General features: G+C 56.2%; 16 protein-coding genes, 3 pseudogenes and 1 other annotated feature. Of the genes and pseudogenes, 4 read left to right on the top strand and 15 right to left on the bottom strand.

All coding sequences use genetic code 11. The features are described from left to right. Positions 1-137 precede the first annotated feature (137 nt). A complete protein-coding gene (istB, locus tag NOF55_RS23070; RefSeq protein ID WP_306413492.1) occupies positions 138-872 on the bottom strand; it encodes an IS21-like element helper ATPase IstB in 735 nt (244 codons plus the stop codon). Further along, positions 872-2,371 carry an IS21 family transposase gene (istA, locus tag NOF55_RS23075; RefSeq protein WP_370869054.1) on the bottom strand — a complete coding sequence of 500 codons (1,500 nt, stop codon included), beginning with the start codon at positions 2,369-2,371 and terminating at the stop codon, positions 872-874. The genes istB (NOF55_RS23070) and istA (NOF55_RS23075) overlap by 1 nt, the downstream gene beginning before the upstream one ends. Before the next feature lie 395 nt (positions 2,372-2,766). Here istA (NOF55_RS23075) and NOF55_RS23465 point away from each other — a divergent pair. The 3 genes and pseudogenes from NOF55_RS23465 to NOF55_RS23090 all read left to right on the top strand — a co-directional run. Beyond that, positions 2,767-2,921, top strand: a pseudogene (locus NOF55_RS23465) (helix-turn-helix domain-containing protein); the annotation flags it as partial. Between the two features lie 618 nt (positions 2,922-3,539). Beyond that, entirely contained in the window at positions 3,540-4,826 is a 1,287-nt protein-coding gene (locus tag NOF55_RS23085; protein WP_306413493.1) for a DGQHR domain-containing protein, read from the top strand. A 42-nt stretch (positions 4,827-4,868) separates the two neighbouring features. Continuing rightward, positions 4,869-5,888, top strand: a complete 1,020-nt coding sequence (locus NOF55_RS23090) for a class I SAM-dependent methyltransferase (protein ID WP_306413494.1) — start codon at positions 4,869-4,871, stop codon at positions 5,886-5,888. 5 nt (positions 5,889-5,893) lie between these two features. Here the strand turns inward: NOF55_RS23090 and NOF55_RS23095 are convergent, their stop codons facing one another. The 13 genes and pseudogenes from NOF55_RS23095 to NOF55_RS23155 all read right to left on the bottom strand — a co-directional run bounded on the left by NOF55_RS23095 (position 5,894) and on the right by NOF55_RS23155 (position 21,112). Next, complete coding sequence (locus NOF55_RS23095; protein ID WP_306413495.1) at positions 5,894-6,133, bottom strand: sulfurtransferase TusA family protein; 240 nt, start codon at positions 6,131-6,133, stop codon at positions 5,894-5,896. Further along, complete coding sequence (locus tag NOF55_RS23100; RefSeq protein WP_306413496.1) at positions 6,130-7,656, bottom strand: DNA translocase FtsK; 1,527 nt, start codon at positions 7,654-7,656, stop codon at positions 6,130-6,132. The genes NOF55_RS23095 and NOF55_RS23100 overlap by 4 nt, the downstream gene beginning before the upstream one ends. Then, positions 7,653-9,722, bottom strand: a complete 2,070-nt coding sequence (gene dndD, locus NOF55_RS23105) for a DNA sulfur modification protein DndD (RefSeq protein ID WP_306413497.1) — start codon at positions 9,720-9,722, stop codon at positions 7,653-7,655. The genes NOF55_RS23100 and dndD overlap by 4 nt, the downstream gene beginning before the upstream one ends. Before the next feature lie 18 nt (positions 9,723-9,740). Continuing rightward, a complete protein-coding gene (locus NOF55_RS23110) occupies positions 9,741-9,956 on the bottom strand; it encodes a DNA modification system-associated small protein (RefSeq protein ID WP_306413498.1) in 216 nt (71 codons plus the stop codon). Further along, complete coding sequence (gene dndC, locus NOF55_RS23115) at positions 9,949-11,088, bottom strand: DNA phosphorothioation system sulfurtransferase DndC (protein ID WP_306413499.1); 1,140 nt, start codon at positions 11,086-11,088, stop codon at positions 9,949-9,951. Before dndC ends, NOF55_RS23110 begins: the two co-directional genes overlap by 8 nt. Next, complete coding sequence (locus NOF55_RS23120; RefSeq protein ID WP_306413500.1) at positions 11,088-11,300, bottom strand: ribbon-helix-helix protein, CopG family; 213 nt, start codon at positions 11,298-11,300, stop codon at positions 11,088-11,090. The genes dndC and NOF55_RS23120 overlap by 1 nt, the downstream gene beginning before the upstream one ends. 473 nt (positions 11,301-11,773) lie before the next feature. Next, positions 11,774-12,391 (bottom strand): hypothetical protein, encoded by a 618-nt coding sequence (locus NOF55_RS23125; protein WP_306413501.1) that lies wholly within the window; start codon positions 12,389-12,391, stop codon positions 11,774-11,776. A gap of 14 nt (positions 12,392-12,405) precedes the next feature. Next, a complete protein-coding gene (locus tag NOF55_RS23130; RefSeq protein ID WP_306413502.1) occupies positions 12,406-13,107 on the bottom strand; it encodes a hypothetical protein in 702 nt (233 codons plus the stop codon). A gap of 104 nt (positions 13,108-13,211) precedes the next feature. After that, positions 13,212-13,850, bottom strand: a pseudogene (locus NOF55_RS23135) (IS3 family transposase); the annotation flags it as partial. A gap of 139 nt (positions 13,851-13,989) precedes the next feature. Further along, complete coding sequence (istB, locus tag NOF55_RS23140; RefSeq protein ID WP_306413492.1) at positions 13,990-14,724, bottom strand: IS21-like element helper ATPase IstB; 735 nt, start codon at positions 14,722-14,724, stop codon at positions 13,990-13,992. Next, positions 14,724-16,223: an IS21 family transposase gene (gene istA / locus NOF55_RS23145; RefSeq protein WP_370869054.1), complete on the bottom strand. Its 1,500-nt coding sequence runs from the start codon at positions 16,221-16,223 to the stop codon at positions 14,724-14,726. The genes istB (NOF55_RS23140) and istA (NOF55_RS23145) overlap by 1 nt, the downstream gene beginning before the upstream one ends. 110 nt (positions 16,224-16,333) lie before the next feature. After that, positions 16,334-16,929: pseudogene (locus NOF55_RS23150) on the bottom strand (IS3 family transposase); the annotation flags it as partial. Then, positions 16,532-16,648 (bottom strand) — a sequence feature (AL1L pseudoknot). (Overlaps the previous pseudogene by 117 nt.) Positions 16,930-17,305: 376 nt before the next feature. After that, positions 17,306-21,112, bottom strand: a complete 3,807-nt coding sequence (locus NOF55_RS23155) for a CHAT domain-containing protein (protein ID WP_306413503.1) — start codon at positions 21,110-21,112, stop codon at positions 17,306-17,308. 798 nt (positions 21,113-21,910) lie between these two features. On the opposite strand from NOF55_RS23155, the gene NOF55_RS23160 reads away from it, so the two are divergent. Then, positions 21,911-23,431 (top strand): tyrosinase family protein, encoded by a 1,521-nt coding sequence (locus NOF55_RS23160; RefSeq protein WP_306413504.1) that lies wholly within the window; start codon positions 21,911-21,913, stop codon positions 23,429-23,431. Positions 23,432-23,492 lie beyond the last annotated feature (61 nt).

Consider the following 23,492-nt stretch of genomic DNA (forward strand, 5'->3'; position numbering starts at 1 on the left):
ATGTCAACCGGCGCACAAAACTGACCCCTTATCGGCGTCCAATGTTGACCCCCTGTAGGCGATCAGCGCTTGGCCTGCCCGGCGCTGGCCGGGATTGCAGAGGGCGGGCCAAGTGCGGGTGATGGGGACCTTCGGCTTTAGCTTTGAGACCGGTTTTTAAAGCGCCAGGATTCGTTTCCGGTCTCGATGATCTCGCAGTGATGGGTGAGCCGATCGAGGAGCGCCGTCGTCATCTTTGCGTCGCCGAACACTGACGGCCATTCGCCAAAGGCCAGGTTTGTCGTTACGATGATCGAGGTGCGCTCGTAGAGCCTGCTGATCAGGTGGAACAGGAGCTGACCACCGGCTTGCGCGAATGGCAGATAGCCGAGTTCATCGAGGATGATGAAGTCGAGACGTGTGAGGTAGTCTGCCATCCGACCCTGCTTGCCATTACGGGTCTCTGTTTCCAGTCGATTGACGAGATCAACGACGTTGAAGAAGCGGCCCCGCGTTCCGCTACGGATGAGCGCTCGTGCAATGGCGATTGCAAGGTGGGTCTTTCCTGTCCCCGTGCCGCCGACGAGGACGACATTGCGCTGATCGGCAACAAAGGTGCCTGTAGCCAGCTCCCGCACCAGGGAATCATTGACGGGCGTGTCGGCGAAGTCGAAGTCGTCGACATCCTTGGCCAGCGGCAGTTTGGCGATGCTGAGCTGATAGCGAATGGAGCGTGCCTGCTTCTCGGCGATCTCCGACTGCAGAAGGTCCCCAACGATGCGCGGTGGTTCGTGTTGCCGCTTAATGCCATTGCCCATGACCTCGTCATAGGCACTGCGCATTCCGTAGAGCTTCAGTGTGCTCATCAGCTCAAGAACCTGTGTGCGTTCCATCAACTTGCCCTCCTGAGCCTGTCGTAACGGGCGCAGTCGGCGACCGGCTCATGGGTAAGCCGAAGCGCATCCGGGATTTGCAGGGTTGCGGCCGGAGCCGGGTCACGACTGCGAGCCAGAATGTTGATGATGACCGAGGCCGAGCAGACGCCGTGATCGAGTGCTTCCTGGCAAGCAGCTTCGACAGCCGCGAGACCATCGGCGGGAACGCAGCCGAGGATGGTGACCATCTGCCGGTCACCGTCATCAGTGCTCTTCAGCCGCTTGCGCACCTTCTCCATCGCGGCGGGCAGGACCCATTCCCGGAACGGTGCGCCGTTGCGAAGAGCGCCAGGCTTGCGAGCCAGGACCGGGACATAATGCCAGGGGTCATAGACGGTCTCACCTCGGCCAAAGCTACGCCGGTGTTCGGCGACAACAACACCATCCTGTTTAACGATGATCCGGTCGGCATAGGCATGGACTTCGACAGGGTGGCCGACGGCGGTCGACAGAACCGAGTATTTGTTGTTGTCGAAGCGGACCGTGCAGGTCTTCGACACCGAAGCTGGGACACAGTGGAAGCCGTCGAACGGACCGACGTAGTGCACGAGGCTGCCGCGTTCGGCTTCGAACATCTGCCAGATCGTCTGGTCGGTCTGCTCCGGATGGCTGTGCGCCTTGGCATAGGCAATGCATTTATCGAGCAGCCAGACATTCAATTCTTCCAGGCTTTTGACCCGCAGGCGTGGCGTGAAGAAGCGCTCGCGCACGAGGCCGACCTGGTTCTCGACCTGGCCCTTCTCCCAGCCGGAGGCGGGCGTGCAGGCAACCGGATGAACGAGATAGTGGCTGCACATCTGCAGGAAGCGGCGATTATATTGCCGCTCCTTGCCGACAAACACAGCCTCCACCGCCGTCTTCATGTTGTCGTAGATGCCGCGCATGCAGGTGCCCCGGAAGAAGGCGAAGGCCTTGTCGTGGGCGTCGAACACCATCTCCTGACTCTCGCGCATATAAGCTCGCGCAAACATCATCCGGCTGTGGCAGAGCCGGACATGAGCAACCTTCACCGTCGTCGTCACGCCTTGGATCAGCACAATCTCGTGGCTCCAGTCGAACTGGTAGGCCTCGCCTGGAGCGTAGTAGAGCGGCACGTAGGCTTCCGCCGTCACAGCTCCCCGGTTCTTCGACCAAGTCTTCGCATAGCGCCGGATCGCATCGTAGCTGCCATCGTAACCGAGCGCCCGAAGCTCTTCGTAAATCCGGATCAAGGTCAGCCGCTCGCGCGACGGCTTGCCTTCATTGGCCGCGAGAAAGCGCTCGATCTCAGCCTTCCAGGCTCCCGTCTTCGGAAGTGGCTGCCGCTCACGCTCATAGGAGAAATCGGTCTCATCGGAGCGCAGTATCTTGCGGACCGTGTTGCGCGACACATGCAGCTCCCGGACGATCTTCTTCACCGACCAGCCCTGAACATGGAAGGCCCGGCGAACACGCGCAATCGTATCCACTCGCTTCAACTCCCTCTCCATCCGCCGTCAAAAGACGGATGGTCAGATGAAATCTGAGAGGGGTCAAAATTGGACGCCGGTCACCCCGCCAGAGGGGTCAATATTCCACGCCGAAACACAGAACTCCACAAAACGGTTTTCGATGTACGGCCGCGCCTTCCGATCCGCGATGATGTCGAGGCCGTGGGGTATGGAATCCGGCGAGAGGCGTTGAGCTTGAAAGCGACCTCAAGTACCAAGGGTCTAGATGGGGAGCTGCATCATCGGTCGCTTGATTATTTCTTGAATGCAAGCATCCAGACGTGCGCGGAGGAGCTCGATTTGCCGATCATTGTGACAACCGCTTGTTCAATTCCGAAAACGGTGGCCGATCGGTTCGCCCGGGAGGGCAGTGGGCTGACCCGCCGCTGGTGTCGGCCGGGATGGTAGTGAAGACGCTCGGGGTCATGCCGCAGGCGGCCGGTGGATTGCTTTGGAGCTGGGGCTCAGGGAGATGACGGGGAGAGGGAGGATTCGGGCATGGGCGCTCTTTGGTCGCCGCAGCCAGGTTGTAAAATAATGGAAATGCAACGATTTTAGATTAAGTACGGCTATATATGCGGTGGATTTGAAAATGTGGGGACTTTGTGAGTAAGGCGCCGAAGAGAACACAGGCAAAACAGAAGGGATCGAAAAGGATTCCGGCCGACGTATTCGCTCAACTAGTGGACGACGTGAAGATACACACTGAGAACGCAATTCTTCACCCGGGCTCATGGAATAGCTATAAATCTGCTACGCCGCTAACCTGGCAATATGTACCATTTGATGAAAAATCTCGCGCTCAAGTCCCCAAGGTGCCCGGACTCTACGCGTTTGCGGTTCAGCCATCCCATGTAGATTTTCCACCTAGCTCGTGGCTATTCTACGTGGGCGAAGTTGGAGCGACGGCTTCCGCATCCAGAACTCTGTGGCAGCGATACAAAGAATATCTAGAAGAATTGAAAGTCAATATTCGAAGAAAGGTGGGAACCTACCTTTTTCGTTATAACGGATACGTTCGTTTCTATTACTGCCAGGTTGATCCAACAGCATTTGATATTAAATCACTGGAATCTGAACTTATTTCAGCCCTGTGGCCTGATGCTAATATAGCAGACTTCAACGCAACGACCCGTCCTATAAGGAAGGCATTCTCATGACACGGGCATCCATCTATCTGCCAGCTCTCTCAGCCGAAATGGGTGACTGGCAATATTATAGCACCGTTATGAGGATGCAGGACGCTGCAGATTACATAGAGTTCGCCAGCGTAGTCAACGAGATGAGAGACGGTAAACAGCTGTCAGATCTAATTCAACGAGCTCTGAAAGACGGACGTCCGACGGAGATTGCAAAATATTTGGTTGGCGATCCCGAGCATTTTTTTAACGCTTTGGTTGTCGCTGTATATGGTGGCGATCCCGAATTCATGGAGTTTGACGTTCAGGTTTCTTCTCAAAGCCGTTCCAGACGCTATTCTACAAAGATTCCGCCTTGGGCTCAGTCTAGTTTTGGGTACCTTCATTTATCAGGAAAAGAGACTCTTTTTGCGCTCGATGGGCAGCATCGGCTTGCCGGGATTAAACTCGCTGTGGAGCAAAAACGTGAACTGGCAGATGAAAAGGTAACGGTGCTATTTGTTTCGCACAAATTGACCGATCTTGGCCGCCAGAGAACGCGCAAACTTTTTACAACGCTTAACAAAACCGCAATACCAGTGAATAAATCTGAGATTATCGCATTGGATGAGTCGGATACGGCAGCGATAATCACCAGAAGATTAGTCGAAAATCATCCATACTTTTCCAATGGTCAAATAAAAACAGAATATGGCGCGACTAATTTACCGGCATCTGATTCAAAATATTTTATGACAATCATAAAGTTATACGATCTTGTAACATATACGCTTAATCATCTCACGTTATCTCTGGACCGTGACGCGAGGGCGAGGCTGAAGTATCAGCGTCCTAAGGATGACGACCTCGAAAAGTATTACAAAGGCGTCGTTCGCTTCCTCGAAAGCTTCATCAATGCATTCCCTGAATTGAAAGACTATTTCTCGCAAGCCGGGGTAGATGCACGGAACGTAATACGATTGGAGCGACACGTTAATCGCAACATACTGTTCCGGTCCGTTGGCTTGGAGATTTTCCTCAAGCTTTTGCCGGCGCTAAAGAATGAGGAGGGATCGCTGCCAAAAGCGATCGATGTCCTTACCTTGCTGCCGAGGCAATTTACCAGCCGTCCCTACGTTGGAGTTTTATACAGCGCAACAGAGGAAAAAATCCTGTCAGGCCGAACGCGGTTATCGATCCGGTTGCTTCGATACATGCTAGGTTTTGACAGTCAGAAAGTCACTGAATTGCGCAAAGACTATGCAGAGGCGCAGGGCCAGGACGTCAGCGTAGTTCGGCTTCCAAATCGAATAAAGCGGCCATGATAATGGTTATACCGTCTCATTTCCGTGTTAGGGTAGGTGACGTTGTCCGATCTTGAAGAACAAAAACTGCTGGCTGCTTATAATTTAAATACCGAGAGCTTCCGGTCTTTGAACCAGCAAATGTGGCAAATTCCACTGATTGCCATGACGCTCACAGGTGGCCTTTGGTTTGGGGTGTCAAAGTCGGAAGCATCGCCACTTTTTCAGATTTCTCTGCTGGCCCTTGCTGCGGTAGCAAATCTTGGATTACTGGTGGTTCTGTTCAGGCTGCGCTACGTGATGCAGAGACATCTGGATTGGTTAGAGGCGTTCAACGCCGCCGGCTTCGTAGGAGCGCCAGGTGCAGGCTTCCTCACAAGGCCCTTCATGGTACGATCTATATTCCAGCTGCTTCTTTTTCTTGCGGCAGTAACAAGTTCTGTATTGATGATAGGAACGATGAAAAGCGCTGGATGGATAGGAGACACTAGCAGCTCGCGGGCGGTAGCGTTCTACGAGCGTCAAGCGAAAGACCTCGCTGAGAACTATGAGCTAATTCCATTTGAACAAGCGCATCCGGTTCTCTTTAATGAACTTGGGGGAAAACCGCCCAAAGCCGTCCTTGACGTCGGTGCTGGCACAGGTAGAGACGTCAATTGGATGGCAATGAACGGTCATAGCGTCGTCGCAATAGAACCCGCCGCCTCGTTTCGAGCCCTTGCAACGCACCTTCACCCAAATACGTCGGTCCATTGGATAGATGACAGGCTGCCGAAACTAGATAAGCTAACGTCGCAACGATTTGACTGGATCGTGTTGAGCGCAGTGTGGATGCATATTCATCCCAAAGACCGCCTCCAAGCCCTAGCGCGGCTAAAGCTTCTGCTTACTTCCGCAGGCAAGATATATATTACGCTCCGTCTAGGCCCCCCTGATCCGGCGCGCGAGATTTATCCTGTCACAGTCGAGGAACTTCGCGACCTCAGCAGACCCCTCGGCCTTAAGTTGCAAGAGTTCGGAGAACGCGAGGATCTTCTGGGTAGATCAGAGATAAAGTGGCGGACGGTAGTTTTGTCTCAATAGGAAGCTCAGCTTAAGCGTATCAAATACCATCGCACCCCGTCGATGGCACCTTTATCTAGCAACTGGTGGCCATCGGTGTTAACCATGTGCGGGATATCAATGTCGGCGAGCGGATCGGTACATTCTACACGTATTTGCGTGCCCGATGGCAGCTTCCTGACGGCCTTTCTTGTGCGGGCGACTGGAATAGGACAACGAAGCCCCTTCATGTCCAAGAGGTAGATGGTCTCTTCGTTCGCACTCATTTACGCATCACGCTTTCTACATCTGCTAGGGACAGAAAATATCCATGTGCTCGCAAGGTCTCAGTCCCTGATAGCTTCACGATCATGTCGCCCGCGCCGAGCAAATCCTCTGCGCCCGGCTCATCGAGGATGATCTGGGACTCGGTCGACTTTTGGACGGTGAGGGCGATTCGGGCCGGAACGTTGCTGCGCAGTAGGCCGCTGAACGTCTTAGCATCTGGTCGTTGCGTCGCCAAGATGAGATGGATCCCTGCCGCGCGCGCCAACTGGGCCAGGCGAACGATTTTTTGCTCGAGATCACGGTCCTGAATAACCAGGTCGGCCAGTTCGTCGATACAGGCGACAATATATGGGACGTGCATTCCTTTGCGAGCGGCCTCCGCGATATTGTTGACGCCAAGTTCGCTAAGTCGCCGATAACGATCGTCCATTTCTGTAACGAGATCTTCGACCATTGTCCGGCAGGCGCCGCCGCCAATGGCGATCTTGTCCTGCCAGAGAAAACGTGAATTGGCATAAACACCGAATTCTACTTGCTTTGGGTCAAGCAACGCCAAGCGAAGCGATGCAGGGCTATGCTTGGCGATTAATGAGATCAGCAGGGCATGCACGCAAACGCTCTTGCCCTGGCCCGTCGCACCGCCGACCAGTAAATGAGGCGATGTTCTTAGGTCGAACTGAAGCGGCTTGCCGACTACGTCGACGCCTGGGCAGACAATCAAATCATCGCCATTCACGGGGATCGCCCGAAGAGCATCAAGTAGTTCCCGCTTACCAGCGTTTTTCCAAGTCGAACGCGGACGAGGGACGTCGATCACTACGATCCGCGCCTCGTCGCCAGCGCTCAGTGTTGGCATATGCTGCTGAAGGCTCATCGCAAGCGCCAATGGCTCCAAGCCGCGCCTAAGCTTGTCAATTTGGTTGACGTCTCGGAGCGCAACCCTGTAGCGCGACAATCGAGGTCCATGGATCACGCCCTTGACCTCGGCGTTAATGCCGATCTCGGACAGCGCACGGGTAAGTTGGGAGGATTGATCCGTTGGCGACGCTTCTTCGGACCGCTCCCGTGTGACCTCTTGCGGGTACCCACTCCGATCGGGAAGATCGGCCCTGCGTTTCACCAGCGTACCGACGAAGTTATCGAAATCTTCGTTGCTACTCTTCCAGTCTTCGTAGAGCAGGCCTGCTCCGCGATGCCAATGCTGCCGCAGTTGGCTGCGAAATGTATCCATTCCTTCGGTAGCAGCGATTCCGAATGTCCTAGCATGTGTTAGGATCAAGCCCACCCATATCGCGACATCATCCTGGGTGAAGAGCGATGATGCAGGTATTTCAAGCCCTTTCGCGTCAACTTGCTCATCGGCTAGTGCACCAAGTGAAAGCGATCGGCCGATCGCCAATCTCGCAACCGCGGCTTTGGTTGATAAACCAAGAACCTCCATTAACATCTTGGTTAAATTGTCGGCGTGAGTAGAAGTGCGAAAGCGCGCAGACATGATTTGCTGAAGACTGATATTATTCATGCAACTTCCTCGAGGAAGTACTTGTCCTCAAAAGCTTTAGTCCGCCCAATCCCGTCGCCAACATCGGAGTGTTCAAGAAGATAGGTCTTCGAAATATTATCACGAATCCGCTCAAGGAACCCGGCGTCTATTTCCTCATCTTGGCTTAGAAGGATGACTTGACGGTTCTTCTCTCCTGTCCAATATTTCAGGATATTTTGCCGGTGCCTACTATCAAGGCGCCCCAGCGGAGTATCAACGACAAGCGGGGCTTTTACGCCGGAGACTCGCGCGAGGCCAGCGATGAGAGCCGTTGCAAATATCTGGTTCTCGCCAGCAGATCGATCAAAGGCGAGTGGCTTACCCGACTTGCCAAGGATGATAGTTGTCCCATCGTCTTTGATTTCAATTTTGGAAACCTGATCTTTGTGGGCTAACTGCTTGTAGACTAACGTCATATTAGCAGCCAATTCCTTCACCTTTAGCGGAAAGAGGGCGGGTATAACGGCCTCAATGACCTTCCTTACGCGATCCGATCGCTCGATGATCGCGCGGGCCGGTGAAGACTCGTCGAGCTTACGACGCTCGCGCTCGTAATCCGCGCGTTGCGAGGAAATCTGGGCATCCAGCGCAACCAGACGGCGGTCGTCTGATCGCCACTCGTCGTCCAGGGCAGTCATCCGATCCTGTACGTTCTTTAATTCAACGGTCAAAGACGCCAACGTGCCGTCGCGATCAATACCTTCTAGGCGGGTGATTTTTCGCCCGAGATCGTCAATACGATCTGTGAGGTCGGCCTCTGCTCTCAGGACATCCTGGATCTCTTGATAGCCGAGCGACATGTTTCCGAGCGTGGAGATCACCCTTTCGCGCTCTGTCGAGGAAAGGTAGTCGTGGTCGATCACATCCGCACAGTCATTAGGTGGCGGATAAAACAAGCTCGCCCACGCGGCATTCATTCTGCTGCGGATCGCTTCAAGTTGCTCTTCTGTCAAAGGAGGATCTATCGCCGGACTAGACTGGCTCTCATAAGCTGACTTGAATTCGAGTTGCCGAGGTTCGAGCGCGCGTTTTTCAGCTTCCCACTGGAACCACCGCTGTTCTTTTTTCAATTGCGTCTCATAAGCCACCACCAAGTCCTTCGAGACCAAATGAAAGGGAAGGCGCACTGCAAGAAAGTCTTCGAGTTTCCGGTGCGTGTCCCGCAACTGTGCACGGAGCTGCTCTCTTTCTTCGATTAAGTCTTTATAGGTAGCAGTGTCCCCACCGCCACCGCCTGCCGCGGTCACGCGCTCAAGGAGAGACTGAAACTCACCATCAAGCCGACCGCGCTGCTGACGAGCATCATCTAGCTTCCTTTTGAGTTCGGCGGCCGTGCGTTCGTTTTCAGAGAGCTGGTTGAAGAGGAGCGATAACCGGTCTTCATCCACATTCGCGACAGTCTCGCGTTTCGAGCGCTCGAACTGCTTCAAACGGTCGGCGAGGTTTCGTAGCAGTACTACCCCGAGCAGGCCTTCAAGGCCCTGTTTCACCTGCTCCACTCTACCTTGATCGGCGAGCTTCTTTACCTCTTCGCCGTCGAAAAAGAAGAATGGGGCAACGTGGGCCGGCACGAAAAACTCATCCAAGGCTTCGGACAAATGAAATGAGTTCCGGCCGTCCGAGCGCGGTAGTTGCGGCACGCCGCGAAGAATTTCACGATAGGTAGCCTCTTCGTCAGTCCAACTGCCGTTCGACCTAAAATACCACTTCCTAGCGATTTCAACGGCTTTGCTCTTGGTCCGGTGTATCACTACCTTGACCATCATCGTATCTCGCCCATCGCGCAAAGCTTCGCCGTTGAAGGCTTTCTCCAGAAAAGTCGGATAGCCTCTGGATTCGTCGGTCTTCAAGCCGGCGCGCGCGAGATGCGACATCGCATCCTTGCCATAGAGGCAAAGGTAAAGGGCTTCGAGGATGGAGGTCTTGCCGTAACCATTCAGTCCGCCGATGAGCACGACGTTGCGACCATCAGCGGGTTCAGGAAACTCAAATTCCTGTCGTTGATATGATTTGAAGCAAACCAGTTCGATTTTAGAAATCCACATGCCCTGTATGCCTCGCCCTCAATCCATTCGTCCAAGGATCTCTTCGATACGCTGGTATATCCCCGCAGCGCGCTCTTGATGCTGTCGAGCTCTTTGCAAAGCAACAAGTTCAGCCAAAACGTCAACTGGAACGTTGTTTGCTTGGGCAATTTCACTCAAAACTCGGCTAGCTTCTTCGTCGGCCCATAGCGGCAAATCGTTGAGCTGCGCCTCTTCTGCAAAAACGTCAGACATTCACCAAGGCCCCCTGCGCCTGCAATTCTTCAGCCCAATGCCGATAGATTAGCTTCAGCTCGTCCTCATTGATGAGCTTGTCGCCAAAGCTCTCCTGGACATCGAGCAGACGAGCGAGGATTTCCCGACGCGCTTGAATTGTGAAAGGACCTGGGATGTGTTTTCCATTCAAGTCAAACGACAGCTTTCCATTGCGCCTTACAATCTGACGCATCTCAGGGTTGTTGCGGATGGAGCGCAGCCAGTCTCGAAAATCGATTAGGGGCTTAAATTCGTGTTTGCCAGCATCAACGAAACCCTGCAGGCTCTTGTCTTTCTCGACAACCGTGCATGTCCAGCATCCGAATCGGCTATTCGATGTACCGCAACCAGGTGCTTCATCAGCGCTAAGAACAACGGGGCATTCTCCCCCTTCGGAGTCTCTATAGAGCTTGATCAGCGAACTGTGGTCCCCGCCCCAAGGGGCGTGGTAGGTCCCGAGGATTTCCCAGACATCTTCTAACCCTAAATCAACGATGGGCCTGTAGATCAGCGCACCTGGCAAACGTTCATGCGGCGATAAATTGCCCCCACGCCCATTCTGCCACTTATCAATCGAGCGCTGGCGCGACTGGCTCTCGTCACGGCGCACACCCAGAATTACAATTGCCGCGCCGGATTCTGAAACTTTATCTTTGATGTATCCGCTTGTAGGCTGAATTTTCAGTCGATCCGTACACCAACGCATAGTCATGTTAGGGCTTGGGTATCCCTTCCCAATTAGCAAAACCCAAAAGGTTTTGTCGGGATCGGGCTTAGTTCTCGCAACGGTAATTGGAAGATCCAAGCTTTCTGCGGCTTCCGCAATCCTAGCACTCACCTGATCGAGATGACTGATCACCAACGGCGATTCGACCATCGTGTCGTTCGAAACGATGTGAATTGGTCGAGTACGCTTTGATGGTGAGATGTCGAGCAAAGCTTCGAACACGGCGTGGGTGACAACCGTGCTGTCTTTGCCACCCGAAAAGCCAATGATCCACGGGTAATTCTGTTGCTCGGAGAGGTATTCTCTCTTCACGTCGTCAACGATTGATCCCCAGGTCTCCTCGATTGAAACCTCGTCGTCGAGCTGAAGTGGGATAAATGCCATTACCGGTATTCTTTCGATGCGCGCTTTGACAGCGGAAGTTCGGACTGCGCGCCATCATCATGCCGTGCAACAAATTCGGAAACCGCGCGGCGCACGACCCATGCAGCCGACAGATTCATATCGGCAGCAAGACGAGAGATGACCGCATGGTCCTTCTCATCCAAGCTAACGCTCAGTCTAACCGGATGTTTTTGCCCTCTTGGTCTTGCCATGGATGCTCCGTGCAGATTACAGCATCACAATGCACCACAAAACTTCCGAAATCAAGGAAGTATCGGTTTTTCAACATAATTTCTAGATCGGGCGGGGCTGCTGGTAACCCGAAGACGAGCACGAGAGGGTTGTGAATCGCACCGGTTTGCCGGAGGCCATTTCGTTATAAATTATGTGGCCATAGCTACGCTGCGGTACGAAATAGGCAGCTACGGTCGCCGGTAGGAAGAGATTTTAGTAGAGCATAAGGCGGGTGCGATGATCGCAAGTTAAGATGGTTGCACGCCCCCGCAACCACGCTACAGCACGACATGCTATCCGGCAGTAGTCCAAAGCCACGATCCAGTACGCCAAACAGCTACGATCTTGCGGCGTGTCCGAGGGATATGCCCCGGAGATCGAGGCCGACTTCTCATTCGAATTTCCGGCCAATCATGAAAACGAACAGGTCTCATTGGAGATCGACCATCCCTCATGAGGCGACAGTCTCCTCATCATCTTCTTCTGGAGGGTACTCACTGGACGGACCCGACGCTTTTACGGCTACGAATGCTGCATCGAGGTCAGCGGCTGAGAGGCGTAATGCATTTCGATAATGAAACGCTTCCGGCCCGAGCTCATCTTCGGAGAGAGGCATTTGTGGGATCAGCGTTTGGTCGAATAACCCAGGCTCATTTTTGAAAAGCTCGTCTTTGCCATGTTTGAGCATGTTCACAATTTGACGCAGGCGATCAATCCCGACTGTCTCGATTTTGAAGAAATCGGAAGCCTTGTCGAAAACGTTCTGTTGGTTGTAGTGTTTTACGTTCAGGTGGAAGCAGGCTCGCTGTTCCCAATAGTGATACAGGATGAGGGCGAAGGCTTCGCGAACCGCTTTGACTGATTGCTCTGATTGCAGCGCGATCTCTCCAAGGTGTTCAGCATGGTGTCGGGTTTCTTCATCATCTGCATCAAAGTCAGGCTCCGACCGCAGCCGCTGCCAGCGCTCTCCCGACCTTGCGCCTTCAGCTTCAAAGGCCCTGACGCTTTCACGGTAGGCGCGCTCAATACTGCTGACGCCGTTCAGATAGCTTAGTCTAACCCAATTCATTGACGTACCTTCCTTCAACCGTGAAAAGCCTGGAATATATAGTTCAATAGGTCATCCATCTCCGGAAACTGAGCCCGAAAACTCGCCGGGTCTCCGCCAGCCTTCAGGGCATCGAGGAAGTGCTGGGTAGCCGCGTTCTTGTTCTCAAGCTCGCCTTGATATCTGCCAGCAGCCTTATTCCACGCCGTCCATCGAACAGGCCGTAGGTTCCCGCTCTCATCGGAGATGGCTTTGCGTCCCAGGAAAAGCTCGATGGAACATGCTGATCCGTTTATGTCCATACCCCTAAGACCTTCGGGACCGAGCGTCGGATAGTCTTTGCCGATCTCAACATCAGGGAGGACCATCACCCGGATCGAAGGGGGCAGATTGGTCATCCGATCCAGGAGGTTTTTCTGCTCCCACCCCGCTGCGTCATTGTCGAAGAGACCGATGGTCTTCTGCGACAACCGGACCCCGGCGAACGCCTTGATCATCTTGGTTGCAGCCGAGACGCCGCCCTCGATCTTAAACTCCTCGAAGTCGATGAACTCATACATATCTGCGAATTCCGGATACATCGCCCGGATTGCTCGCGACAGTATCTTCGTGTCGGACGTCCCTTCCGTCAAAATCAGGACGTTCCCAGAGGCTTCGATAAAGTCATATTCGTAATCGACGGGGAGGGCATTGAGGTTCTCTCGGATCGAAAGTGTGTGGTCATATTCGTTGTCCACAATGGAAGTATCGATCTTCTTGTCGGATGCTCGATAAGCGTAAGCATTGAGCTATATTCAGATAGTGAACTGCACCGGGTTTGCCGGAGGCTGATTTCGGTTAGTTACGCGGCCATGTGTTCAGCGTCCAGGGCGGCGTCGAAGTTCGCCTCGGCTTCGACGGGCGGGATGTTCCCGATGGGCTCCAGCAGGCGGCGGTTATTGAACCAGTCGACCCATTCGAGGGTTGCGTATTCGACGGTCTCGAAGCTGCGCCACGGACCACGACGGTGGATGACCTCGGCCTTGAAGAGTCCGTTGATCGTCTCGGCCAGCGCATTGTCATAGCTGTCGCCGACGCTTCCGACCGAGGGTTCTATACCCGCTTCGGCCAAGCGTTCAGTGTAGCGTATAGACAGATACTGGCTGCCGCGGTCGCTGTGGTGAACCAGTCCCATACCTTTGGTCGGGCGGAGTTCATGGACTGCCTGTGCGAGGGCATCGAGGACGAAACCCGCATGGGCCGAGGTGCTGACGCGCCAGCCCACTATGCGGCGGGCATAGGCATCGATGACGAAGGCGACATAGACGAACCCCTTCCACGTGGCGACATAGGTGAAGTCGCTGACCCAGAGCATGTTCGGCGCTGGCACGCGGAACTGCCGGTTCACCGTGTCCAGCGGGCACGGCGCCTTCTTGTCAGGGATCGTCGTCCGGTGCGGCTTGCCGCGTATGATGCCTTGAATACCCATGCTCTTCATCAGCCATGTCAACCGGCGCACAAAACTGACCCCTTATCGGCGTCCAATGTTGACCCCCTGTAGGCGATCAGCGCTTGGCCTGCCCGGCGCTGGCCGGGATTGCAGAGGGCGGGCCAAGTGCGGGTGATGGGGACCTTCGGCTTTAGCTTTGAGACCGGTTTTTAAAGCGCCAGGATTCGTTTCCGGTCTCGATGATCTCGCAGTGATGGGTGAGCCGATCGAGGAGCGCCGTCGTCATCTTTGCGTCGCCGAACACTGACGGCCATTCGCCAAAGGCCAGGTTTGTCGTTACGATGATCGAGGTGCGCTCGTAGAGCCTGCTGATCAGGTGGAACAGGAGCTGACCACCGGCTTGCGCGAATGGCAGATAGCCGAGTTCATCGAGGATGATGAAGTCGAGACGTGTGAGGTAGTCTGCCATCCGACCCTGCTTGCCATTACGGGTCTCTGTTTCCAGTCGATTGACGAGATCAACGACGTTGAAGAAGCGGCCCCGCGTTCCGCTACGGATGAGCGCTCGTGCAATGGCGATTGCAAGGTGGGTCTTTCCTGTCCCCGTGCCGCCGACGAGGACGACATTGCGCTGATCGGCAACAAAGGTGCCTGTAGCCAGCTCCCGCACCAGGGAATCATTGACGGGCGTGTCGGCGAAGTCGAAGTCGTCGACATCCTTGGCCAGCGGCAGTTTGGCGATGCTGAGCTGATAGCGAATGGAGCGTGCCTGCTTCTCGGCGATCTCCGACTGCAGAAGGTCCCCAACGATGCGCGGTGGTTCGTGTTGCCGCTTAATGCCATTGCCCATGACCTCGTCATAGGCACTGCGCATTCCGTAGAGCTTCAGTGTGCTCATCAGCTCAAGAACCTGTGTGCGTTCCATCAACTTGCCCTCCTGAGCCTGTCGTAACGGGCGCAGTCGGCGACCGGCTCATGGGTAAGCCGAAGCGCATCCGGGATTTGCAGGGTTGCGGCCGGAGCCGGGTCACGACTGCGAGCCAGAATGTTGATGATGACCGAGGCCGAGCAGACGCCGTGATCGAGTGCTTCCTGGCAAGCAGCTTCGACAGCCGCGAGACCATCGGCGGGAACGCAGCCGAGGATGGTGACCATCTGCCGGTCACCGTCATCAGTGCTCTTCAGCCGCTTGCGCACCTTCTCCATCGCGGCGGGCAGGACCCATTCCCGGAACGGTGCGCCGTTGCGAAGAGCGCCAGGCTTGCGAGCCAGGACCGGGACATAATGCCAGGGGTCATAGACGGTCTCACCTCGGCCAAAGCTACGCCGGTGTTCGGCGACAACAACACCATCCTGTTTAACGATGATCCGGTCGGCATAGGCATGGACTTCGACAGGGTGGCCGACGGCGGTCGACAGAACCGAGTATTTGTTGTTGTCGAAGCGGACCGTGCAGGTCTTCGACACCGAAGCTGGGACACAGTGGAAGCCGTCGAACGGACCGACGTAGTGCACGAGGCTGCCGCGTTCGGCTTCGAACATCTGCCAGATCGTCTGGTCGGTCTGCTCCGGATGGCTGTGCGCCTTGGCATAGGCAATGCATTTATCGAGCAGCCAGACATTCAATTCTTCCAGGCTTTTGACCCGCAGGCGTGGCGTGAAGAAGCGCTCGCGCACGAGGCCGACCTGGTTCTCGACCTGGCCCTTCTCCCAGCCGGAGGCGGGCGTGCAGGCAACCGGATGAACGAGATAGTGGCTGCACATCTGCAGGAAGCGGCGATTATATTGCCGCTCCTTGCCGACAAACACAGCCTCCACCGCCGTCTTCATGTTGTCGTAGATGCCGCGCATGCAGGTGCCCCGGAAGAAGGCGAAGGCCTTGTCGTGGGCGTCGAACACCATCTCCTGACTCTCGCGCATATAAGCTCGCGCAAACATCATCCGGCTGTGGCAGAGCCGGACATGAGCAACCTTCACCGTCGTCGTCACGCCTTGGATCAGCACAATCTCGTGGCTCCAGTCGAACTGGTAGGCCTCGCCTGGAGCGTAGTAGAGCGGCACGTAGGCTTCCGCCGTCACAGCTCCCCGGTTCTTCGACCAAGTCTTCGCATAGCGCCGGATCGCATCGTAGCTGCCATCGTAACCGAGCGCCCGAAGCTCTTCGTAAATCCGGATCAAGGTCAGCCGCTCGCGCGACGGCTTGCCTTCATTGGCCGCGAGAAAGCGCTCGATCTCAGCCTTCCAGGCTCCCGTCTTCGGAAGTGGCTGCCGCTCACGCTCATAGGAGAAATCGGTCTCATCGGAGCGCAGTATCTTGCGGACCGTGTTGCGCGACACATGCAGCTCCCGGACGATCTTCTTCACCGACCAGCCCTGAACATGGAAGGCCCGGCGAACACGCGCAATCGTATCCACTCGCTTCAACTCCCTCTCCATCCGCCGTCAAAAGACGGATGGTCAGATGAAATCTGAGAGGGGTCAAAATTGGACGCCGGTCACCCCGCCAGAGGGGTCAATATTCCACGCCGAAACACAATCAGCCGTGCCACCGTGCATCGCGCGACATCGAAGCCTTCCCGACCAAGCTGTCGCCAGCCCTTCCGGACGCCATAGACCCGCCAGTTCTCCTCGAACACGCGAAGGATCTCGGGGCGCAGAGCCTCGTCCCGGCGCGCCCGATCCGACAGCCGTGCCGGATCGGCCCGCTTCGCCAGATGATCGTAATAGGTGGACGGGGCAATCGGCAGCATGTTGCAGATCGGCTCGACCCCATGCGCATTCCGATGCGCGTCGATGAATCCCACCATCACTTCGACCGGCGGTCGAGTTCCGCTATCGCAAAATACGCTGACGCCTTGCGAAGGATCTCGTTCGCCTGGCGCAGTTCGCGGTTCTCCCGCTCAAGCGCCTTCATCCTCTCGGCCATATCGGTTGGGACGCCTGCGCGTTTGCCGCTGTCGACCTCAGCCTTCTTGACCCAATCGTTCAGCGTCTGCGGCGTGCAGCCGATCTTTGCCGAGATCGACATGACCGCCTGCCAGCGGGAGGCGTGCTGGCCCTCGTTGTCCAGAACCAGCCGCACGGCCCGCTCGCGCACTTCTGGGGAAAACTTGTTCGTTGTCTTGCTCATGATGCTCCATCCTACTCAAGAGTTGGAGCCTCCGGCAAACCCGGTGCGGTTCATAGCTTGTCCGGTAGTGGTGTCCCCCAACGCATCCTCCAGTGAATGTCGGTCGTACGCGGCAACTCCCCTGTTTGCATCGAGCTTCGCAGCCGTGGGTGGCGCTGCTGTCTTTGATAAGTGGATGCATGAGCGATGATCAGCAAGGCCAGTTGGAAGGAGTGCTTGCCAACCTCACTGAACGCCGTTTAAAAGCCGAACATCCCATCGAGGCAGGACAGAGCATTAAATACTAGTTTTCGGAGCGATATCGGCGCCGAGAGAAAGCGCATCGGTAGTGTTTTGCCGGGTTTGGCTGTAGAACGAGGTGTGATGCGGTCATGCTTCACGCACCGTAGAGGACGCAGGCAGCGATGTTAGGTATCGGATAGAGCCGGCCGGTGTCAGAGGTTGATCCAATGTCGCCCGTTCGCATATTGGGCTTACCCAGCATTTGCACGAGGTTCATTGCGCCTGTGAAGTCGCTGTGAAGAATCATCTGGGCGCGCCGCAGCGCTTGGACAGGATCTAGGCCCTCCTCCAGCATGAGTTGAACTACCCTGTGCGACAGGAACGCCGACGGGCCGGCCTGCACAGTATAGAGGTTGGAAATCATGCTCGCGGCTCCGGCCTCCAGCCATGCGGCGGGAAGCCCAGTCATTTCATCGCGAGCAACTTTCATGCTGAGGCCTGCGCCGCTGCAACTGGCCTGAAACACAAGGCGCGTCGCGCCAAGCGCCATATCGCGGATTTGGGCCGGCTTCACGATCTCGGGCTGCCAGATCACACTTCGTCCCAGTTGTGTGGCCATCGGCTTGCCCGTCCCCGGCTCGACGGCGGCAAGCTCGATCCCGCTGCCTTCAGCGTCGTTGATATCCCAACCGGAATGGCCGAGATAGAGAACATAGCCCGGACGCAGGTCATCAATTGCTTTGCACAAGGCCTCCCGAGTGGCCGGCACAGGAGCCGGATAAGCCTCGGGACCTCCGCCAAGTTCTCGATATGGACTGTCGGCAAAAAGCGGCTTTGCCGGATGGCTGGGCAATGTCAGGTCGCCGAGGGGGTCATGTACCAGAACCGCTGAGCGATCATGGGGCCGGCTGGCCCGACCCGCCGCCGTGATGACGGATGCAAGGCTTGGCACTAGGCGCAGCGCATAGTCCTCGAAGACCATTCGCCCCGTAACCGGATGGTGCACCGCCGACCATGGCAGCACCGCCAGCTCGGCAGGCAGGCACAGAACTGCCTCGGGCGCAATCGGCGCCCCTGCAGCAGGGATAAGTCCACAGGCTTCAAGAGCATCATAAAGTGGTTCCATCATCAGCGTCCACAGGATACTGACCCCAGGTCCGCTGTTCTTTCCGTTGTCCGCCCGAATATTCTTGCCCGAATGATCCGTCTCCAATTCCTGCGGGCAGCCAAGACGCTTGGCCAGCGAGACCGCAAAGGCCTCTATCTCGCCGTTTTGGAAGGCCACCACATCGTGGAGATGCGCTGCCACAAGGTCGTTGATGGCCTTTTCTGTCATGGCGGGAACCGGGATCACCTGCCAGTCCGGGCGGGTAGGCGCAAGGAGCAGCAGCGCTCCTCCCTCCTTACCCCAGACCGGCTGGAGCAGCAACGCGTCACCCAATCTCGCGCGAAGCTCCTCAGCTGTAGGTGGTCCCACGGCGAGCTTATCAAGGCCGAGACGTTTGAGGAGTGTAAAGAATTGTCCATGGGCGTCGCGCAACGATTTTATAGCCCGCTCTTGGTTTACGCGGGTGGTTGCCAGCCTATCCTGAGCTGCCGATACCATGCATGGATCATCTCCCATACTCTCCAAGGCCGCAGTGGCGTCGCCACAGGCCAAGGTGGCTGCAAGTTCGGCATTTTCGGCGGAGGAAAGGCCGGTGCGGCCGGCAACCAGTGCAGCTCGTTCTTCGAAACTGAGTTGCGCCTCGCTCTCACGCAGGCGCTGACCCAGTTGTTGAGCATGACCGGCCTCGAGCAGGTTGATCGCACGCGACGGATCGTCCAGCGATAGCGCGGCCCAGGCCCCGCGGCGCCCGACGCCAGCGATTTGTGTTAGCAGGCGGTTGCGCGAGGGCCGGTCGGGAATCGATACAAGTGCTGCACTCGTCTGCGATAGGATTACCTCAGCCGCCTCCGCAACAGCATCCAGTCGCTGCTCCGCCTGAAAAAGGAACAGGCGGTTATTGAGAATCATTAAATGGGTCAGATAGGGCGCACCCTTCGGAAGCACCCGCAACGCCTCGTCATAGAACATATGGGCCAGACGGGCTGCCGCCATATCGCCGGCTTCATATTGGCGAGCATAAAGATTGGCCTTGTTCTGCGCAGTCATCGCCGCTTCAAAACCGCGCATCAGCCGATGGCGGATCTTCAGCGCCTCGTCATAGAGCATATGGGCCAGACCGGCCGCCGCCATATCGCCGGCTTCATATTGGCTCGCATACAGAATGGCCTTATTCTGAGCCGTCTGCGCCACCTCAACCTCGCGCTTCAGCCGTCGGCGGATTTCGAGCGCCTCGTCGTAAAGTGCATGGGCCAGAGTGGCCGCCGCCGCATCGCCGGCATCATATTGGTGCCCATAGAGACTGGCCTTGTTTTGCGCGGTCATAGCCACGTCGGCGTCGAGCTTCAGCGCCCGGCAGATCTTCAGGGCCTCGTCAAAGAGCGCATGTGCCAAAACGGCTGCCGTAGCATCGCCGGCCTCATACTGGAACATGCACAGATTTGCCTTGTTTTGCGCGGTCATTGCCACATTGACGTCGCGCTTCAGCCGGCGGTAAACAGATAGCGCTTCGTCAAAGAGCGTATGGGCCAGACCGGCCGCCGCCATATCGCCGGCCCGGTACTGTCTAAGAAACAGAACGGCCTTGTTTTGCGCGGTCAATGCCACATCGATGTCGCGCTTCAGCCGGCGGTAAACCGATAGCGCGTCGTCATAGAGAACATGGGCCAGGCCAGCCACCGTCGAATCGCCAGCCTCGTACTGGCTCAGGTACAAATCGGCACTGCCACGCGCGGTCGTCGCCAACTCGACGTCGCGCTCCGATCGGCGGAAGATTGCCAGTGCCTCCTCATAAAACACATGGGCCAGGTCGGCTGCTGCTGCCTCGCCACCCTTGTAGTGCCTCCCATATAGCAAGGCCTTGCTTAGCGCTGTCGTCGCGACCTCATAGTCGCACTTCAAACGGCGGAAAGCTGCTAGCGCTTCATTATACAGTACTTGGGCCAGATCGCCTGCCACCGTGTCGCCGAAATCGTACTGGAGCAGATACAGATTTGCCTTGTTTTGGGCTGTCATTGCCGCCTCTCTGTCGCGCTTAAGCCGGCGGTATATTGATCGCGCCTCGTCGAAGAGCGCATGGGTCTCCGCGATGGCCAGATCAACGGACTTCGTATGCAGAGCAACACCTTCCAACAACAGCAGCATCGCAGTTGCGGCCGTAACATCAAGCGAAGCGCGTAGTCCAAGAAGATCGTCTGGCCCACTACTTGGCAAACCGTCGAGTAGCATACGGCAGATGGCGTGACTTCTGCTGAGCCCCTCGCGCGATTTGTCCTCAGCCAGTGCGCCGAGCTCCTGATGATACGCGCTTAATTCCTCATTCGAACGGGGGGGACGGAGAGCACTCGACATGGCTGCTTTCAGCGTCGTTGGTACCTCGCCCGCTTCTGCCAAATGAGCTCTTGTACCTTCCTCCACGCCGCATTCGCGGCATCGCGTCAAGAGATCAGCATGCCAAGCCAGTGTTAGTGCCTCGTCCGGATTGGAGGCCACCATCGAGGCAACATCAAGGCTAGCCCTTATCCCTGCGGTAAGAAGCGGGTCGCCCCAGTGCTGTATCAGCCTGACCTTTGCACTCATGGTCTCTTCTGCGAGCCATTGGTTGGCTAGCCAGGTGGAGAAGACGGAGGGGCCATCAGCAGGGCCGCTTTCCCGACAAGCTTTGAGAAGAAAGGCATGAACCCGCAGCTCATATCGATGAGCGACATCCACATCATCGGCACCGCCCTTCGCCACAAGCAACATCTCCGTTTCCGCGGCTAGCAGAACCTCACGATGCGCGGCGATCACCCTTACCTTGGCCGACAACCCGTCTGCGGAAAGGTAAAACTCTATTGCTGGTGGAAATTGCGCCATCGGGACGGTCCTTACAGTTGATCGGAAAGCTATCTATTCCCTCGACAGGATCAACCGCCCCGACCTCCGCGAGCAGATTGATCCGCACAAAGCGCGGCCGAAAGCCACTTCAGTACATTGCGTTCTTCGTCGGAAATTTTAAAGCTACAGGTAGTTTCAACTTCAGCACTGACATACTGGGTGCGAAGGGTAATCCACGCAATATTATCGCAGCAAGAGGACGTTGGTAACTCTTCAGCAACCGCGGGACGCAAGGTCGAGTGTCCTCGCCGACATCATGGGACTAACCAAAATCAATTCTAACTCATGCAATTTCAACGATGGTCTTCCAGTGACCGTCAGGTTTGCAAGGATGATTGGTGATGTGCTGACTATGGGCTCGGCCGCAAAAGGCGAGAAGAAGCAACCGTTTAAATTCTAAATATGAGAAGGGCTTACTACCCAAGCTGTAATCTCGATCGACCAGCACAATGCGATTGGTGCCTCTCCTGCTGTTAAGAGGCGACTCGAAAGCCACCTCGACTTGAGGTTGGCGGTTGGCCCGGTCGTTATCGCAAGTTTGGCCCTCGAGGTCACTCGCCCCGACAGCCTTGGTTACTGGCCGTAGGTGCCCGTCCGCTTGCCTAAGGGTTTGCTGACTTGGCCTGCTGTCTTGCGGCAACTCATCGCTAATTGCGCGACCGCGCGCATTCAGCGTAACTTTCCACTTTGGGTGCAGTAATGTGTTCGTGTGGTCTGGACTTTATAGTGTGATTCAATCCAGGATGGTGTTTCGGGCTGAATTCGGGAGGTAAAGCGATGAGCCGTACCAGGAGGAGCGTTTGGGCAGACGGCCCAGACTGGAATGAGACCCTTTTGTGGTATGCCAAGGCGGTTGGCATTTTGCAGGTGCGAGCAGCGACGGATCGAACCAGCTGGCGGTTTTTCGCTGGAATCCACGGACATAACGAGGAAACCTGGCGCCTTTTCGGAATTCTTAGGCCCGAGGATAAGCTGCCGGAGCGGCACGAGCTGGACCTCTTCTGGGACAAATGCCAGCATGGCTCATGGTATTTTCTCCCTTGGCACCGCGGATGCGTAAGCGCGTTCGAACAGCTTGTCCGCTCAGTGATTGCCGCGGAGGGTGGGCCAGATGACTGGGCGTTGCCATACTGGAACTACAGCGAGACCTCCAATCCGCACGCGCGAGAAGTGCATCCGGCTTTCCTGGCGGAAACAACGCCGGATGGCGCGCCAAACCCCCTGTACACCCCGTTTCGTTTCGGCAATCCGATTACCGACAGCACGACAGTGCCGGAAGAAGATGTTGACCTAGAGGCTCTTCGAGAGCGAAAATTTGCACCGCTCGGTGAGGTCGCCGGCGGATTCGGTGGCGGTCGATCGATCCTTAGTCACAGGGCCGGTTTTCCCGGCGCTTTGGAAATTGCGCGCCATGGAGGCGTGCACACCGCCGTAGGCGGCGCCGCCAGGCTCCAAGACGGGACCATCGTGCGCGGGTTGATGTCCGCATTCGAGACGGCGGGCCTGGATCCAATTTTCTGGCTCCATCACGCCAATATAGACCGGCTCTGGGCGGTTTGGTTGAGCAATTCACCCAACCACACCAATCCCACAGAGACTAACTGGCTTGGAGGCCCGCTCGATCGTCCGTTCGTAATGCCTCGCCCTGATGGAAGCGCGTGGCACTACTCATGCATCGATGTGGTCGACACCAGCAATCCGATGTTGGATTATGTTTATGACGACACCTCCGACCCACTGGTGGCAATTGCCGGAGCAGCCGAGGGGCGGACCGCAGATCGGATCGAAGAGGGAAGACGGGAGCGAGACACGGAACTGATTGGAACCAATGGCACCGAGATCAAGCTCGGAACCGGGCCCACCACCAGCGAGGTGACGGTGGATGAACAAGTGCTGCGTAGCCAAAGCGAGCGGCTTGTTCAGGAAAACAGAGGAGCCGATCAATTGTCCGGCCTTTATCTGAACCTTGAGAACATCCGGGGCCTTAACAACGTTGCGATCTATCAGGTGCTCGTGGACTACGGCGAAGTCGGAGCTCGACTTCTTTCTGGAGAGCCTCGTGTTGTCTCCGTCGGCCGCTTCTCGACGTTCGGTCTCGATGAGTCCAGCTCGGATGGTATCAACGTAAGCAGTGGCGTAACGATGAGCTTCGATCTGACGCCGCTCATAGCCCAGATAGGTTTCGACGAGGTGCCGGAGAAAGGTCTCCTGAGAGTTTCGATCGTTCCACAGTTTGCCGCTCCGGAACTGCCTGCCCCGACGATCGGTCGCATCAACATCTACCAAGGGGTTCCTTGATCATCCATGCTGATGCGACACTCGTCAATTATCTCGGTCGTTGCAGCGGTGTGTCTCACAG

Source organism: Ectorhizobium quercum (assembly GCF_026552795.1).
Classification (GTDB): Bacteria; Pseudomonadota; Alphaproteobacteria; order Rhizobiales; family Rhizobiaceae; genus Ectorhizobium; species Ectorhizobium quercum.

Bases quoted from the DNA above. Each gene is read 5' to 3' on its own strand.
- istB (WP_306413492.1), bottom strand. From the start codon at position 872: ATGGAACGCACACAGGTTCTTGAGCTGATGAGCACACTGAAGCTCTAC.
- NOF55_RS23085 (WP_306413493.1), top strand. From the start codon at position 3,540: ATGACACGGGCATCCATCTATCTGCCAGCTCTCTCAGCCGAAATGGGT.
- NOF55_RS23095 (WP_306413495.1), bottom strand. From the start codon at position 6,133: ATGAGTGCGAACGAAGAGACCATCTACCTCTTGGACATGAAGGGGCTT.
- NOF55_RS23100 (WP_306413496.1), bottom strand. From the start codon at position 7,656: ATGAATAATATCAGTCTTCAGCAAATCATGTCTGCGCGCTTTCGCACT.
- dndD (WP_306413497.1), bottom strand. From the start codon at position 9,722: ATGTGGATTTCTAAAATCGAACTGGTTTGCTTCAAATCATATCAACGA.
- NOF55_RS23110 (WP_306413498.1), bottom strand. From the start codon at position 9,956: ATGTCTGACGTTTTTGCAGAAGAGGCGCAGCTCAACGATTTGCCGCTA.
- dndC (WP_306413499.1), bottom strand. From the start codon at position 11,088: ATGGCATTTATCCCACTTCAGCTCGACGACGAGGTTTCAATCGAGGAG.
- NOF55_RS23120 (WP_306413500.1), bottom strand. From the start codon at position 11,300: ATGGCAAGACCAAGAGGGCAAAAACATCCGGTTAGACTGAGCGTTAGC.
- NOF55_RS23125 (WP_306413501.1), bottom strand. From the start codon at position 12,391: ATGAATTGGGTTAGACTAAGCTATCTGAACGGCGTCAGCAGTATTGAG.
- istB (WP_306413492.1), bottom strand. From the start codon at position 14,724: ATGGAACGCACACAGGTTCTTGAGCTGATGAGCACACTGAAGCTCTAC.
- NOF55_RS23155 (WP_306413503.1), bottom strand. From the start codon at position 21,112: ATGGCGCAATTTCCACCAGCAATAGAGTTTTACCTTTCCGCAGACGGG.
- NOF55_RS23160 (WP_306413504.1), top strand. From the start codon at position 21,911: ATGAGCCGTACCAGGAGGAGCGTTTGGGCAGACGGCCCAGACTGGAAT.